Raw genomic sequence first — 15,541 nt, forward strand, 5'->3', positions numbered from 1 at the left:
CCCAGCGTTTTGAACTTTTAGTCTCCAGTGGGCATCCTAGTCAACCGCCCGTAACAGATCTTTGAGAAAGTACTGACAAATTTATACGGCGGGATTTTTTCAGAACCGCAGTGTAAGCTTGCGTCACTATTGTGCTAATGGGGGAGCCATTTTGCCTTTTATCAAATCTAATTCCCGTTGGGGGATGCCGCTGGCGGTCGCCTTATTTGTGACTTCACAGTTACCCTTTAATGTCGCTCTGGCCAGTATCGATGAAGAGACAGAGGTAGAGCTCAAGGAGCTGGATAAAGCACCGGAAAAACAGCAGGAGCAGTGTTTGCAAGAGCAACTGTTAATTTCTTCTGCTGAGACCACTCTGAGGGAGATTCGCTTGCTCTGTGCTGACCGGGTCAGGGCTCAGCTGGGTCTGGAGGAGGATTTCTTTGAGGTCGATCCGGTGGTGGAGGAGTACTCAGAGGAACTGCCCACGGATAAGGTCCTGCTCGGTGGCCGTGCCCAAGCTATTCGCGATGCTGCCAGCAACCCCTTTACCCTGGCCTCCCATAAGACCAACTATATATTGCCATTTACCTATAACCCGTCTCCCGAGAAGGGCGGCTTGTCGGATTATGAAGGTGAAGGTAAAGACCTGGATAATATCGAGGTGCAATTCCAGCTGTCGGTGCAGGTACCTGTGTGGCGGGGCTTCCTCGGCAGTGCCTCATTTATGAGTGTGGCCTACACCAACCGCAGTTTTTGGCAGGCCTATAACTCCGATAACTCATCACCCTTTCGTGAAACCAACCACGAACCGGAATTGATTCTTACCTGGCTCAATGATTGGAGTTTGTTTGGCTGGCAAAATGTGGCGAACCAGATCGCCTTCAACCACCAGTCCAACGGCCGCAATGAACCCTATTCCCGAAGCTGGAACCGGGTATACGCTAACTTCCTGTTTGAGAAGGATAATTTTTCCGTTGGCATCAAGCCCTGGTATCGACTCCCGGAGGATCGTGACGATGATGACAACCCGGATATAGAGCATTACATGGGACATTTTGAGCTGGGTGGGCGCTACCGGGATGGCGATCACACCATAGCCGTTATGGTGCGCAATAATTTGCGCTCAGATAACCACGGTGCGTTTGAGCTCACCTGGGGCTTCCCCCTTGGTGACCGAGTGGATGGCTATATTCGCTACTTTAACGGTTACGGAGAAAGCCTGATTGACTACGATGAGTCAGTGCAGACTCTTGGCTTCGGTTTCACCCTGGCTCAGGGGTTCTAGCCCCTGTTAAAGGATGAGTCAGAAGTGGGTCAGGGAGAAGTGGTTCAGGGAAGGGACCGATGGGATTTGAAGACAGTTACCGACTCAGTGCGCATGCGGTGATTACCAATGATGCGGGGGAAGTCTTACAGTTGCTGGCAACATATGCCAATCGCAGCTGGGGGCTTCCCGGTGGTGCCCTGGACCCGGGAGAGACTATCCACGAGGCTCTGCGGCGAGAGTGCCGTGAGGAGTTGGGCCGGGAGGTGGGTATCGAATATCTCAGTGGTGTCTATTACCACAAGGTCTACAACTCCCATGTTTTTATTTTTCGCGCCCGCTTCACCGATAGAAGGCACATCACCCTATCTAGTGAGCACTCAGAGGTAGCCTATTTTCCCCTTGAGCGCCTCTCCGAGGTGCAGCGGCAGAGAGTCAGGGACTGTCTCGAGTTCGATGGCGTTGTTCGCAGCGCAAAGTTCTAACTTTATCCCCTTCCTTGGCAATAGATCTGGTCGGTCAGCACGCTTTTGGCGATTTTCGCCAAAAGCACTGACATCGCGGAATTCCCTAGTTCTCTCTATTAGTATTTGCCCCCTGGTTTTTTACCCAAGAACTCCAGATTCTCCGCTATTGCCGGGGGACTTAATAAAAGTTAATAAAATCAAACAGTTGAATAATTAAAGCAGCGGCCCTCGAGAAGTTGCGGGCTATGCTGGTGGATAAGAATATGGGTTTGGACATGAAGATGCCTGAATTGGGCAACCTGAAGCACAGCGCACAGAAGCTGGAATGCCACGTAGCGCTGGTGAGCGCAGACAGCAAATTGGCGGGAGACTGGGTTAGCGCCCTCAACAACACCGCAGCTCTGCATGAGAATCCCTTCGGCCTGGTTTTTGAGGCGGTGGTTCCTGCGGAGGTTGAAAATCTGGCGCTGCAGGAAGGCCGCCTGCAAGCGATGATCGTGGATGGTGGCACTGATGCTCAGGGGCTGGAGGCCGCTGATATGCTTGCCGACCAGATACATGCACTTCGTTCCCAGCTCAATATTTTTTTGGTGGCCCAGAGTGATGTCGCTGGCGGCACACCTTTGGCGGGTAAGAGTGGCGTTAAGTCACTGGCCAGTCTGCGCAGGCGTTTTGATGAGTTGTTTGACCGCCGGGAAGGCAACTTTAACCACATGTTCCGCCTGGTGCAGGCGTTTATTGCCCGTCGAGCCTCCACACCTTTTGCCGATACCCTGAAAGAATACGTTTTCTCCGCACGTGACGCCTGGCATACCCCCGGTCACTCTGGTGGCGATAGTCTGCGCAATAGCCCCTGGGTGGGGGATTTCTACCGTTTTATGGGCGAGCACGTCTTCAATACAGACTTGTCTGTTTCGGTGCAGATATTGGATAGCCTGCTGGAACCGCACTCGGTAATCCAGGAAGCACAGGATCTCGCGGCCCAGGCATTTGGCTCGCGCCATACCTTTTTCCTGACCAATGGCACCTCCACCGCCAACAAAGTAGTGATTCAACAGATCCTCGGTGGGGGCGGTAAGATTATTGTCGACCAGGCCTGCCACAAATCGGTTCACCATGCGATAGTGATGAACCGCTGTGAGCCGGTCTACCTAAAGTCGGTGTTGCACCCAGAATTCGGCATTTATGGTCCGGTGAAGCGCTCTGATATTGAGGCGGCCCTGGATGAACACAGTGATGCGCGTCTATTGGTTATCACCTCCTGCACCTACGACGGGCTGCGTTACGATCTGAAGCCCATCATCGATTACGCCCACGAGCGCGGGGTTAAGGTGCTGGTCGATGAGGCTTGGTTTGCCCACGGTTTCTTCCACCCGGAACTGCGTCCGACAGCGCTCGAGTGTGGCGCTGACTACGTGACCCAGAGTACCCATAAGATGTTGTCGGCCTTCTCCCAGGCCAGCATGATTCATGTGCAGGACCCGGACTTTGACGAGTTCCGCTTCCGCGAAAACCTGAACATGCACGCTTCCACCAGTCCGCAATATGCAATGATTGCCAGTCTTGATGTAGCCCGCAAGCAGATGGCAATGGAGGGTTACGGGCGCCTCAAGCAGTGCCTGCAGATGGTGGAAACCCTGCGTCGCGCAGTGAACGAAACAGGCGTATTCCGCGCCCTGACTCGCGACGACCTGATTGCCGAGCCCCTGTCTGGCGACAACATCCGTCTGGACCCCACCAAGGTAACGATCGATATTTCCCGCAGTGGCTACTCGGGCAATGAAATGCAGATCAAGCTGTTTGACCAGTATGGTATTCAGGTGGAAAAGACCACCTACAATACCATCACGGTATTGGTAACTCTGGGGAGCACTGAGAGTAAATTGCTGCGTCTGATTCACGCGCTCAAACAGCTGGCGGGCAATACCCATAAGCGTATCCATGTGGGTACACCGCGTCGTTTGCCTGAATTCACCCGCTTTACCTGTCTGCCAGCGGATGCCTACTTTGCTGAGACAGAAGAGCTACCATTGATGGATAACGGCGTTAACGCTACGCAGAATCTGGTTGGCCGCACCAGCGCTGATGAGATAGTGCCTTACCCGCCGGGTATTCCAGTACTGGTTCCCGGGCAGGAAATTTCCGCACAGATCGTGCAGTTCCTACAGCAGTTATTACAGGGGCAAAATACCACGGAGATTCACGGTCTGATTTTCCGCTCCGATGAACCCATGCTGCGCGTGGTTAAGGATGTGCCAGGCATTGAAGAAGTCAAAGACAAGAAGTCCGGTGCTAAAAAGACTAAATAAAACGATATGAGCTATCCGGCATGGAGGCCGGTATGTTTGATCAACCAAGGACGGTATTGCTTGCTGGGGCTTCGGGCGGTTTGGCTCGTGCAATAGGCGCTGAAATAGTTCGACGCTATCCCGATATTACACTGGTAACTTTGAGTCGCGCCGCTATGGATCGGGTGCCGGGGCATGCCGGGGAGCGTCGGCACCTGGCGGTTTCCCTCGCTGATGAGCACTCTGTTAAATCCGTTGAGACCTTTCTCTCTGAGTTTTCCTCTCCGCCCGACTGGGTGATTCATTGCTGTGGGCTGTTACACGATGCATTCCATGGCCCGGAAAAATCCCTGGCTCAATGTGAGGATGATTGGTTGATACAGTCCATGCGAATCAACCTTCTGACTCACTTGCACCTGGCCCAGGCTCTGGACAGGAAGTTACTGCGAAAGCAGCCGCTGCTGTGGGCATCCCTTTCAGCCAAAGTGGGGAGTATTGGTGACAATGCTCTAGGGGGTTGGTATAGCTACCGTTTCAGCAAAGCAGCGCTCAATATGCTGGTAAAAAACCTATCTATTGAATGGGGGCGCCGTTTGGAACAGAGTTGTGTGGTGGCAATCCATCCGGGAACGACGGATACGGCACTTTCGAAACCATTCCAAAGTAACCTTGCTCCGGGCAAATTATACAGCCCGGCACTGAGTGCCGGGCGTATTGTAGATGTACTGCAACAACTCGCCCCTGCCGATAGCGGTAACCTGTTTTTTTGGGATGGTAGCCGCTTACCCTGGTAGGTAATCAGGGGCTCTCAAGCCTGGCCAGGTGTTATCGTCTGTTATTCGCGGATATCCGCTGTTGGCCTGGTCAGTGGTGATGTAATAGCGTATATAGCGTTGATTTTTCAGGAAGAAATAAGCGCGAAACGTGTTCCACTGGTGGGCCGCCGTAATCTTCGTAGCATAGGCGCCGAGCCCCGGCCAAGTATTGTCATTGATAGGTTTTGGGTGACCACTGTCAAGCCGATCATCTTCCAAGTCATAGCGCAAATAATTTCCCTCCTCCAGAAAAAAATAGACTTTGCTATTCGACCACTTCAAGGCTGCACGAATTTTTGACGCGTAGGAAGCCATACCTGGCCAACTATTGTTATCCACGAGTTTGGGGTAGCCGGAGTCCACCTGATCATCATTGAGGTCGTAACGCAGGTAACCTCCATCGCTTAAGAAGAAATAACCTTTATCACTATTGGCTTTAAAGGCAGCGACAACCTGATTGGCATAATCTTCTAATCCTGACCAACTACTGTTATCTGTTGTACGTGGATAATCATTTGCGGTTTTGTCTAGAATTTTGTTATAGCGAACATAATGGTTGTCTCCACGAAAGTAGTATGCACGCGAGCCGTTCCAGTCAAGACCGGCAATAATCTCCGGGGCGCTTTTACGCAGAGCGACTGGGGTATCGTTATAGACGAGTACATAATCTAGAATGCCCTGAACGCCTGTGTAGTCAGTCCAACTCCGTGTACTAGCGTCTACTACATCAATAAGTCGATCGTTCTGATAGATTTCTACTGGGCCGCTACCTATGAAATACCAATTGATGGATATATTACTGGCCGACATTAATTTACGCGTGCCAGGGCTGTGCCAATCAATGGATTTCCATCCAGTTTCCAGGTTGTCTGCAGATCGATACCCATAAAACGCAGTATTGTAGGGCTATCGACGTTTGTGCCGAATAGCCATAAATACCATCGAAGTTTTTATTATGGATATCCTCAACGTAATCGCTGTGCTCAGAATTTAATGGTTGGTTACTACCAATAAATATAGTTTTCTCATTGACCGTCTGTAATCCATGATCACAGCCCAGGGTATCGCGACCATGGTCTGTGGTTACCAGCACCAGCCATTCTTCTCTGCTAGCAATGCGCGAATCTACGGCATCTAACAGCTCACAAAGTTTTGTATCACTCGTCTGAATACTTTCGTTATAGCGATCGCCAAAACAGGAACTGTGACCGGCACCATCGGGATCATCCAGATGTAGGAATAGAAAATCCACATGCCCAGAAGAAATTTCCTCTATAGCGTGTACGGTAAAATCCGCACCGGAAAGGCCACTAAAAACCAAGCCTGCCTGCTCCTGATCTGCGGAGAAGAAGTTGCTATTAATGTGGATAAAGATTATTTATCCATTTTGCCTTCGGCGCATCTAAAGTATGCACTCTCAGAAGAGAGTTATCTCAGGTTTGCACTAACTAGAACCTTTGCAAGACCAGATTTTGGTGATCTCAATCCAGGTGGTTACTATGCCGGGCAAGATAATGAGTTTATAGGTGGTAATCCAGATCTTGAACCCACTTACTCCTGGAACTTTGATGTGTTGTACGAATATTATTTCAACAATTCGGGGGTATTATCTGCGGGTCTTTTCTATAAAGATATTACTGATCCAATTTTTACAGATGTGAAAGAGGGAGCGTATAATGGGGTTTCTGGAGTTGAGGTTTATAGCCCGGATAATGGTGATAATACCTCGCTGAGAGGCTTGGAGTTTAACCTGGTTCACAAGTTAGATTTCTTGCCAGGATTCCTGTCCAATATTGGGGGGCTCAGCAAATGTTACCTTAATGGATTCAAAAATGCATATTCCGGGTCGAGATGAATCTGTACCAATTTCTCGTTAAGCCGGTTTATTGCATAATCTCTCATACCTATTATGACGACGGTGCTTTTTTCCATTCGCCTGACTCAAAATCGTAAGGGCGAGTATATTGAGGAGCATGATGCCAATAAAAATGAAGATCAATACTATGGGCCTTATACTAGCCTGAATATGAGAGCAAATTACACGTTGAGTGACAAGCTGGTTGTCTTTGCTGAAGCCTTAAATCTTACTAATGAACCATTAACTTACTATATAGGTGATAAAGATAGATCCAAGCAGGTAGAGTATTGCGGAGTTTGTGGACAATTGGTTTTTCGCTACAGTTTTATAGCCGAACGTTTTACTTTTTAAAAAAACAACTCGTCTGTTGGCGAGTTGTTTTTTTTGAGCTTGCTTAATTATTTATTGTAAGTGGATCACCTCGTCTGAGTAGTGTTTCGATATCTATACCTATTGGTAGGCTTCCACTACTATGGGCTCCTCTTGTTTCCAGCCTTGAACGAATAAAAGCATCACTGACAGACTGATTACCAGCTTGCAGTAGTAGGTGTGTCTGCATTGTGATTGCCATTTTATCTACAATACCGCGTGCTCTGTATTCAAATTGATCCAAGTCGGAAAGCTCTTTTTTTAGAGAATCTACTGCTTTGTCGAACCGGACATCAATACCAATGCTTATTGCCATTTCATCCAACCAGTGGTTAACCACACTGGGTGTTTTCATGATAGCCCGCAGTACATCAAGGGCCTGGATATTACCGGACCCCTCCCAGATAGCATTAATTGGCGCATCTCGGTAGAGACGGGCGGTGATAAAGTTCTCAATAACTCCATTCCCGCCCAAACACTCCATAGCCTCATAGGCGTGATGGGGGCTGCGCTTGCAGATCCAATATTTGCCGACTGCCGCTCCCAGTCGGAGTAGCATTTGTTCATGTTCTTGATCCTCATGGTCCATCGCCCTAGCCATACGCATTGTTAGGGCAACAGATCCCTCAAGCTCTAATTGAAGGTCCGCAAGGACATTTTGCATTAGGGGGTGGTCTATTAGCTTTTTCCCAAAGGCTTCTCTTTGTGCTGCGTGATAAATTGCTTGCACTACGGCCTGTCGCTGGCCCCCAGAGGATCCGACCATACAATCAAAACGTGTGATTGCTACCATCTTGATGATTGCGTTGACCCCACGGCCCTCCTCACCCAGTAGCCACCCCAAAGCACCTCGCATCTCAACCTCTGATGAAGCATTGGATACATTACCTGACTTTACTTTGAGCCTTTGGATTTCCAGTGGGTTTTTGCTTCCATCCGGACGCCATCTGGGAACCAGAAAACAGGAAAGGCCTCCAGGCGCTTGAGCCAAAATCAGAAAACCATCACACATAGGCGCAGACATAAACCATTTATGGCCGAGAAGCTCGTAGGTACCATCCCCCGTAGGGACGGCAGTGGATGTGTTTGCCCGTACATCCGAGCCTCCCTGCTTCTCAGTCATACCCATGCCAATAGTGAGGGAGTGTTTTTCAAAGTATGGGCGGTTACTGCCATCGTAGCCGCGACTGAGAATCTTGGGAATCCACTCCTCCGCTATCTCTGGATTTAATTTTATCGAGGGGATAGAGGCAAAAGTCATTGTTATAGGGCAGCCGTGACCCGCTTCAAGTTGGCAATGTAAATAATTCTTTGCTGCTCGAGCTACATTGGCCCCATTACGGGGGGCGCTCCATGGAGAGCAGTGTAGGCCCTCTGATAAAGCAAGTTGCATAAGTTGGTGGTAGGACGGGTGGTAGCGAACCAGATCTATGCGGTTACCGGTTCGATCATGGCTTTCAAATATTGGCTTGAACTCATTGGCAGCATAGCCCCGCTCTATCATTTCAGGTCTTCCGCAAACCTCACCATAACGCTGCAAATCATCCTCAGCCCAATGACCACCATTGAGGTGCACTGAATCAATTAGAGCTTGATCGCCAGCATACAAGTTGTGTCCACATAGGGGTGGGGTTTGATTGTTTACGCGATGAGTAGTTGCATGGGCTGAGGGGTGAAGTTGATCGCTCATGATCAGGGCCTCTAGGGTTTACAAATATGAGGGGTAAGGTCTCTAGGCTCGGTCTATTTGGTACAAATTTGCCAGTTTCCCGATGAAATTAATGATCAGATACTACCAATGTAAAACTATAAAACAGTCTACCTTTGTACGTTATTTAAACACTGATCGATTTCGATGAGATATACAATGAGCATGAATAATTTTTGATTCAATTAAACTCGTATGTGGTTTATTCAAAACAATATCGTTTTCTTTATGAGAAACATATTCTTTATTTGAAAGTAGTTGGATAGATGTCTTTTCAATTTTTTTATGGTTTGGCTTGTGTCGGTAAGCGGGGGCATTCTGATGCTCCAGGTGGAAATTTTCGGCTACCTTTTAGTTAAAATAAATCCATTAAATATGCGGATTAGTACAATTTTTTTGCTATTTCTATGCTCTAAAAATACTTTTAGCTTTATACAAAAGCATGCCCTCCGGAGATGTAATCCTGTGAAATTGTAGTACCTTTGTATTAAAAAATGACTTTTGTCTTATTTGTTGGCACACTTAAGATTGAATTTTTGTTATCTGCTTCACTACCTGTTGCAGTGTTAGGGTTGATCGAATAGATTTAGCTCATACCAAATATGCTACGGACAGAAAATAATAAAAAAGTAAGAGAACGTCAGATTAAATCTTAAAGGTATGTGTGTTGGGGGAACCCAGATGAATTTGCATAAGGATTATGCACGTCTCAAAGTTGTTTCACCGGAAAAAGTTTGTAAGGGGCCGGCCGTTGCTTTCTTAACTTCTTCGGTCAACTTACAGAGTTCAATTTTTGCGGGACATATTGAGGAAGAGTTTAATACGAGATGTTCTATCGTACAGCGTACCCCATCTTTTTCCATTGATGGGCTAAAAGTTGATTATTTATTGCTAGACTGCGTGGGACTTTTGAAGTCAGATCTTGATCATTTATTGCGAGACATTCACGCCTCTATTAATCCGCCCAGCATTATTCTTTTAAATGTTGATGACCCTAATGAAGTTGACTTTGTCCTACATTGGGAGAGAGTGCTCGGGCTCATGCCAGCTAGGTCTGAACCTGGTGTCATAATGGAACGGTTAGGGAGGATATTCTCTGGAGAGTATTGGTTTCCTAGAGAGGTATTACATAATTTCCTTCGGCAGCACAGGCGTCCCAAAAGGTGGATGAGTTCCTCCTCAAATCTCACTCAAAGGGAGAGGCAGATATTGGAGCTGATCTGCGAGTGTCGAACGAATGCTGATATTGCTGAAGTCTTATGTGTCAGTGAACACACTGTAAAAAGCCATTTGTATAAAGTTTATAAGAAGATTGGTTGTAAGAACAGGCTGGAAGCAAGTAGTTGGGCAAGTCAGAATTTGTGATATGGAAAAAATTTATTTATTTTGCTTTAAGCTTCTATTGGTTTTTTCTTTAGGGGGCTTGCCAGTCTCATCAATTTCTCAGGAGTCAGTACTTTCTGAGAGCGAAGAGTCCATTCTTACTGGACTAGTTATAGATAATACAGTGAGCGGTATTGGGCATGAGTTTGCACGCTCCCTTTCTCTTTATATTTCGTCCAATCTATCAGACTTTGATTATAACCTTACTGTTCATGAGAGGCCCTCTGCGAGATGGGGTAGTGTTGTATGGGTAGATTATGAAAATAAAGAAGTATTTAGGACTGTTATCTATCCAGGTCGAAGGCGTTTTGGTCAGGTGGTTGAGCAAGCTGTTGCTCAAATAAACAACAATGTTAGGCAGCAGAGACTGCAGGCATTATTTTCACAAAATTTAGATTTGGCCGGGGAGGAGCTGTAGTGAGGTTCTCATTACTTTTGGTTGCTATTCTGTTGTCTACTTCTGTTTCTGCGACAGAGCTTATATATACCCCAGTAAACCCATCTTTTGGAGGTAACCCTCTCAATGGTAATTACTTATTAAACAACGCCAGTGCACAGAATAGTAAGAAGGATCCTAAAGCAGGGAAGTCGCCTTACTCTGATTCATCATCACTCGATAGATTTACAGATACCCTTGAGTCAAGACTGTTATCTCAGCTGCTTACTGATGTCGGCAATGGGAATGACGGTACTTTGGTAACTGATGATTTCATTGTAAATATACTCGATGTAGATGGTACTTTGACTATAACTATTACAGATGCTGTCACAGGAGAGCTTTCTGAGATTGTAGTCGTTGGCCTAAATCCCGGTAACTGATTTAATTGGCCAGCGGATGGTTTGTTTTTAGGGGTGGTGGTGATGGCGGTGAGAATAATATTTATAGTTTCTGTTCTACTTTTGAGTGGTTGTACTTTTTTTCAAGGTGCTGGTGAGGCCTTATTTGGTCCTGGTGAACAGAAAGCCACTCTAACGGATAGAATGAGTACTTATGCGGATCTATTGAGTCTGCCACCCCCTAGGGGAAAGATTGTGGTAGCTGTTTATGGCTTTAGCGATCAAACTGGTCAATATAGGCCAGCTCCATCCAGCTCTTTCTCTACTGCCGTAACACAAGGCGCTGCCTCAATGCTTGTTCAAGTGCTCAATGAGTCAGGTTGGTTTGTCACTCTAGAGCGGGAAGGTTTACAAAACTTGCTTACTGAACGGAAAATAATTCGAGCAGCTATCAAAGAGCAAGAATCTTCAGCACCATTCGAACTGCCATCCTTAATGTCCGCCAATATAATGTTGGAGGGCGGGATAGTCGCCTATGATACCAATATTAAAACTGGTGGTGCTGGTGCCCGTTATTTCGGGATTGGACTCAATGAACAATATCGAGTAGATGAAGTTACTGTTAACTTACGCGCAGTTGATGTTAGAACTGGTAGAGTTTTAAATAGTATCCTGACAAGTAAAAAAATTCTATCAAGGCAAATACAGGGTGATGTTTATACATTCGTGGAGTATAAGCGATTGCTAGAAATTGAAGCAGGGATGACGACCAATGACCCCGCTCAGCTTTGTGTTCTTTCTGCGATTGAGTCAGCAGTCATACATTTAATCGCCAACGGTGTAACCAACAATTTATGGGCAATGCAAGATGTTAATGAATTCCCTAGCTCTGTGCTGAGTGAATATGCAGATGCTACTGTGAAAATACTTTAAATAATTTTCGATTATTTTTCTTTTATATCTGTCGGCTATATTTTAAGAAAGCTTACGCTCTTTTACTTTTAGGAAATATTTCCTTGTGTTTGAGCGTAAGTTTGTGTAATTTGTGCGGCTTCCCATCTGGCCTCTTGTTGGCCTCTTGTTGGTCTCTTAGAAAATCCTCTTAATCATCAAGAGTCTCATACAAAAGTCTTAAGATTTTCGCATTATTTTTAAGAAAAATATTCTTTCTTCTGATTTATTGTCCCTTCTTATATTTCTATAGTTGTCTCCGGTGGGCGAAGTCGCTCTTGCTTCAATTTCACTAAGGGAGATTTGGGTGGGCGCTATCAAGGCGAGTTTTTATTTTTTACTCCTGCTGGTTACCTGTATTCCCGCTGTTTGGGCAGGCGATTTGGATGGCTACGATGAGCTGTCCTCTGGTCAGGGGACGCTGGATCTTATGTTACAGCGTGATGAATCTATTACGGGCCAACTGACTGAAGTTGTTCAGAGTGGGGACTATAACGTTGCCGAAGCATCCCAGTTTGGACAGTACAATCAAGTTTTTCTGGTTCAAGAAGGCTATTCGAATGAAGCTGTAATTCAGCAGGCTGGTGAATATAACTACGCTGCCATTTCCCAGTCTGGTGCTTATAACCAGGCAACAGCTATTCAAAATGGAATAGATAATATTGCCCTCATCAATCAGGTGGGTAATGCCAATTCAGCCAATATCATCCAAAACGGAGATGGGCTATTTGGATTTGTCGCGCAGTTCGGTGACAACCATGCAGTGCAAGTAGTTCAATATGACTAAAGCACTGTTTCTTTTTGTTCGTATTTGTTTATTTAGTCTGATGGAGATGCATAAATGAAAAAGCTTTCACTTGCTGCTGCGATTGCAATGCTTGTTGGTGCTGGGCAGGCCATGGCCGATAGTAATTATGGTGATCAGTTACAGACTGGCAATAATAATGCTGCAGACATTTACCAAATGTTTGAGTCCACCAATAACGCTGCTTACCAATGGCAAGAAGGTGACGATAACCGCGCTAATGCAAGCCAGTCTTCAGCCGATGCTAACTATATTGACCAGACCCAGGTAGGTAACCGCAACTATTCTGAAACTGATCAATATAATCAAAATGGCTCACAGGCCTATACTTACCAGCAAGGTGAGGGTAACCAAGGTGTTATTCACCAGTGGGATGGTGCGAGAAACACAGCTTACGCTACTCAAATTGGTAGTGAAAACACCATGCACCTGGATCAGTACACCGAGGCTAATGACAATACCCTTGATGCAGTTCAAGACGGTAATGACAATATGGCCGCCCTGCAACAAGATGGCAACGGCAACTTGTTTGTCAGCACCCAAGCAGGTGAAGGCAACAGTGTTTGGAGCAGCACTTGGTACAGCTCGGCAGATGGCTTCTTAGGTGGTCAGGTAGGTGAAGGTAACGTTGGCTTCGTCTATCAGGGCGGCGTGGAAAACACGGCTAACCTGGTACAGACTGGCGATTACAATTACTTGGATTTATCCCAGGATGGTGCCAATAACGTTACCACTATTGCCCAGACTGGTACCGGTAACTCCAGCGCAGCCGGTCAATACGGCGATGCCAACGTGATGACTGTTACTCAGAATGACACTAATAACATCGGTGATATGTATCAGTATGGCAACAACAATGCTGCTACTTTGGTACAAAATGGTGACCTAAACTGGACTGAGTTCTCCCAGTCAGGGGACCTAAACGTAGCAACCATTGACCAGTCTGGTAGCGCTAACTCAGCCTTCGGCTATACCGATGGCATGGCCAATACGCTAGATATTGATCAGGCCGGTGAGCTGAACCTGGCTGAAATCCACCAAGACATGGGGGAATTCAACTTAATGGTTGTATCTCAAACTGGCTTTGAGCATGGTGCTCACCTGGGACAATCTGGTAGCGAAAACGCTACCTTTGTTACCCAGACAGGCAACTTCAACATGGCGAGTGTCCACCAGATGGGTAACGGCAATATGGCTGCAGTTTCCCAAAACTAATACGCTATAGCGACTGTTGTCAGTACCTCTCCCCGTTTAGGGGAGGGGTTTTTTATTGGTCGAATATAAAATCCAACTTTCGCTTGTTTGAACAGCTCTTTGCCTAGATGCTTCTTTGCCCGCTCAGATTAAGAGTGAGTTCCAGGAGACCATTCCATGGGGACTGGTATTTACTGCCACCCTTAATTGAGGAATCCACAGCTCTGGCTTTTAGCAGAAGAGCCTCCAGTTTGTGGGGCGTTAAGCGGGATAACGCAGCTTGTATGAGTGGTTGGCGCTTTTTTATACGAACCAGTCTTGCTATGGGCTGCCCTTGGTTGAGTTTTTCACCTAGCTCTAACAGTGAGCGTATCTCTCTTGTCAGGGCCCAGAGTACCACCGGTGGCTCAATACCTTCTGCGCGTAAACCCTGCAAAGTCTTAATCGCTTTTTCAGGCTCTCCCGCCAGTGCCCGGTCAATTAGGTCAAAAACACTATAGCGAGCAGAGCTGGTAACACTCTGTTCCAGTTGCTCAACAGTTATTGTTGCGCCGTCATTATTTAAAAGCTTAAGCTTTTCGATCTCCTGGCTGGCAGCAAGTAGATTGCCCTCTACCCGTTCAGCTAGAATTTTTATAGCTTCCTTCTCGGCGGTTAACCCCGTGGCATTCATTCTTTGGCTAATCCAGTGTGGCATCTCCTGGGCGCTGACCGGCCAAATTTGTACCAGCACACCTTCCTGCTCAAGGACTTTAATCCATTTACTATTGAGCTGAGACTTATCAAGTTTGGGCAGAATCAGCAGTAATATTAAATCCTGGCTGGCAAGCGAGGAAAATTCCTGCAAGGCTTTGCTACCCTTATCCCCTGGCTTGCCACCGGGTGCGCGCAGCTCAATAAGTTTTTTTTCCGCAAACAGGGACATATTTCCGGCTGAGGCAAGTAATAATCCCCAATCGAAATTGTGTTCAGCATGAAGAAGTTCGCGCTCGCCAAAACCGTTTTTTTTTGCTGCCGCACGTATTTGGTCGCAACACTCCTGTACAAGGAGTGGTTCATCGCCTGAGATGATATAAACCGGCGCCAGCCCTTTTCTAAGCTGCTGGGAAAGTTGTTGGGGGTTGATACGCATGGCGGAGCTACCTAGTAGCTCTTGTCTTGCAGTGGTGCATTGACATCAATACGGCGCAGACGGTTGATCATCCGGCTAATAAGTTCCCGGCGCATCTCTGCACGTAAGAGACGCTCCTCTTCCCCTTTACTGACAATTTCTGAAACGTCCCACTCCAGTGATCTGTAGACATCGGCCTGCGCTTTATTTAAAAGCACTTCGCCACTATGTGTTCGTACACTATAAATAGCGCTAGTAATCAATTCGTACTCAGAAGCCCGACCTTCAGAATCCACCGCAACAGTAAGCTTACGTTCCATTTCCTTGTGAATAGTGAGTAGGTAATCTGCCTCAATAGGAGATGCGGCAACAGGGACCCCACCATTTTCCAGAAGGCGGCTGATTTCATCCGCAATATCACTGCGTGGATTTTCACTGGAAATATAAATGGTGCTGCCAGGAGGAAAGTTCTTTGGAGCTCCGCGTAGGTGCCAACCGCAACTGGCGGTGGTCACAATGGCAAATAGAAGGACGATACGACGTGCGATTATTTTCATAAACTACCTGGC

At 47.0% G+C, this 15,541-nt stretch carries 17 protein-coding genes; 12 read left to right on the top strand and 5 right to left on the bottom strand.

Features of this window, described 5'->3' with window-relative positions:
• The first annotated feature begins 151 nt into the window (after positions 1 to 151).
• From ACXAFI_RS03335 to ACXAFI_RS03350, 4 genes are all read left to right on the top strand, one after another.
• Positions 152 to 1,267 carry a phospholipase A gene (locus ACXAFI_RS03335; protein WP_475107675.1) on the top strand — a complete coding sequence of 372 codons (1,116 nt, stop codon included), beginning with the start codon at positions 152 to 154 and terminating at the stop codon, positions 1,265 to 1,267.
• Positions 1,268 to 1,326: 59 nt separating this feature from the next.
• Positions 1,327 to 1,731 (top strand): NUDIX hydrolase, encoded by a 405-nt coding sequence (locus ACXAFI_RS03340; protein WP_152454655.1) that lies wholly within the window; start codon positions 1,327 to 1,329, stop codon positions 1,729 to 1,731.
• Positions 1,732 to 1,994: 263 nt separating this feature from the next.
• Positions 1,995 to 4,022 (top strand): aminotransferase class I/II-fold pyridoxal phosphate-dependent enzyme, encoded by a 2,028-nt coding sequence (locus ACXAFI_RS03345; RefSeq protein WP_475107676.1) that lies wholly within the window; start codon positions 1,995 to 1,997, stop codon positions 4,020 to 4,022.
• Between the two features lie 32 nt (positions 4,023 to 4,054).
• Positions 4,055 to 4,795 carry an SDR family NAD(P)-dependent oxidoreductase gene (locus ACXAFI_RS03350; RefSeq protein WP_475107677.1) on the top strand — a complete coding sequence of 247 codons (741 nt, stop codon included), beginning with the start codon at positions 4,055 to 4,057 and terminating at the stop codon, positions 4,793 to 4,795.
• On the opposite strand, the gene ACXAFI_RS03355 is transcribed toward ACXAFI_RS03350, so the two are convergent.
• Together ACXAFI_RS03355 and ACXAFI_RS03360 are read right to left on the bottom strand one after the other, a co-directional pair.
• Positions 4,784 to 5,626 (bottom strand): hemopexin repeat-containing protein, encoded by an 843-nt coding sequence (locus ACXAFI_RS03355; RefSeq protein WP_475107678.1) that lies wholly within the window; start codon positions 5,624 to 5,626, stop codon positions 4,784 to 4,786. The genes ACXAFI_RS03350 and ACXAFI_RS03355 overlap by 12 nt on opposite strands.
• Positions 5,627 to 5,654: 28 nt before the next feature.
• A complete protein-coding gene (locus ACXAFI_RS03360) occupies positions 5,655 to 6,068 on the bottom strand; it encodes an alkaline phosphatase family protein (protein ID WP_475107679.1) in 414 nt (137 codons plus the stop codon).
• On the opposite strand from ACXAFI_RS03360, the gene ACXAFI_RS03365 reads away from it, so the two are divergent.
• Both ACXAFI_RS03365 and ACXAFI_RS03370 read left to right on the top strand, forming a co-directional pair.
• Positions 6,069 to 6,671, top strand: coding sequence for a TonB-dependent receptor domain-containing protein (locus tag ACXAFI_RS03365; protein ID WP_475107680.1), 603 nt, complete (start codon positions 6,069 to 6,071; stop codon positions 6,669 to 6,671). It begins immediately after the preceding gene.
• 54 nt (positions 6,672 to 6,725) lie between these two features.
• Complete coding sequence (locus tag ACXAFI_RS03370; RefSeq protein ID WP_475107681.1) at positions 6,726 to 7,025, top strand: hypothetical protein; 300 nt, start codon at positions 6,726 to 6,728, stop codon at positions 7,023 to 7,025.
• Positions 7,026 to 7,068: 43 nt separating this feature from the next.
• On the opposite strand, the gene ACXAFI_RS03375 is transcribed toward ACXAFI_RS03370, so the two are convergent.
• Positions 7,069 to 8,733 carry an acyl-CoA dehydrogenase family protein gene (locus tag ACXAFI_RS03375; protein WP_475107682.1) on the bottom strand — a complete coding sequence of 555 codons (1,665 nt, stop codon included), beginning with the start codon at positions 8,731 to 8,733 and terminating at the stop codon, positions 7,069 to 7,071.
• Between the two features lie 699 nt (positions 8,734 to 9,432).
• On the opposite strand from ACXAFI_RS03375, the gene ACXAFI_RS03380 reads away from it, so the two are divergent.
• The 6 genes from ACXAFI_RS03380 to ACXAFI_RS03405 all read left to right on the top strand — a co-directional run bounded on the left by ACXAFI_RS03380 (position 9,433) and on the right by ACXAFI_RS03405 (position 13,882).
• Positions 9,433 to 10,116: a helix-turn-helix transcriptional regulator gene (locus tag ACXAFI_RS03380; protein WP_475107683.1), complete on the top strand. Its 684-nt coding sequence runs from the start codon at positions 9,433 to 9,435 to the stop codon at positions 10,114 to 10,116.
• Between the two features lies 1 nt (position 10,117).
• Positions 10,118 to 10,552 (top strand): curli production assembly/transport protein CsgE, encoded by a 435-nt coding sequence (locus tag ACXAFI_RS03385; RefSeq protein ID WP_475107684.1) that lies wholly within the window; start codon positions 10,118 to 10,120, stop codon positions 10,550 to 10,552.
• Positions 10,552 to 10,953 (top strand): curli assembly protein CsgF, encoded by a 402-nt coding sequence (locus ACXAFI_RS03390; protein ID WP_152454646.1) that lies wholly within the window; start codon positions 10,552 to 10,554, stop codon positions 10,951 to 10,953. Before ACXAFI_RS03385 ends, ACXAFI_RS03390 begins: the two co-directional genes overlap by 1 nt.
• A gap of 42 nt (positions 10,954 to 10,995) precedes the next feature.
• On the top strand, positions 10,996 to 11,844 hold the full coding sequence (locus ACXAFI_RS03395; RefSeq protein ID WP_475107685.1) for a CsgG/HfaB family protein: 849 nt from the start codon (positions 10,996 to 10,998) through the stop codon (positions 11,842 to 11,844).
• A 325-nt stretch (positions 11,845 to 12,169) separates the two neighbouring features.
• On the top strand, positions 12,170 to 12,649 hold the full coding sequence (locus tag ACXAFI_RS03400; RefSeq protein ID WP_475107686.1) for a hypothetical protein: 480 nt from the start codon (positions 12,170 to 12,172) through the stop codon (positions 12,647 to 12,649).
• A 54-nt stretch (positions 12,650 to 12,703) separates the two neighbouring features.
• Entirely contained in the window at positions 12,704 to 13,882 is a 1,179-nt protein-coding gene (locus ACXAFI_RS03405) for a hypothetical protein (protein ID WP_475107687.1), read from the top strand.
• A 103-nt stretch (positions 13,883 to 13,985) separates the two neighbouring features.
• On the opposite strand, the gene holA is transcribed toward ACXAFI_RS03405, so the two are convergent.
• Positions 13,986 to 14,993, bottom strand: a complete 1,008-nt coding sequence (gene holA, locus ACXAFI_RS03410) for a DNA polymerase III subunit delta (RefSeq protein ID WP_475107688.1) — start codon at positions 14,991 to 14,993, stop codon at positions 13,986 to 13,988.
• Positions 14,994 to 15,004: 11 nt separating this feature from the next.
• Positions 15,005 to 15,529 carry an LPS-assembly lipoprotein LptE gene (locus tag ACXAFI_RS03415; RefSeq protein WP_444919833.1) on the bottom strand — a complete coding sequence of 175 codons (525 nt, stop codon included), beginning with the start codon at positions 15,527 to 15,529 and terminating at the stop codon, positions 15,005 to 15,007.
• Positions 15,530 to 15,541 lie beyond the last annotated feature (12 nt).

The sequence above is a fragment of the Microbulbifer sp. ABH2_005 genome, assembly GCF_056160005.1.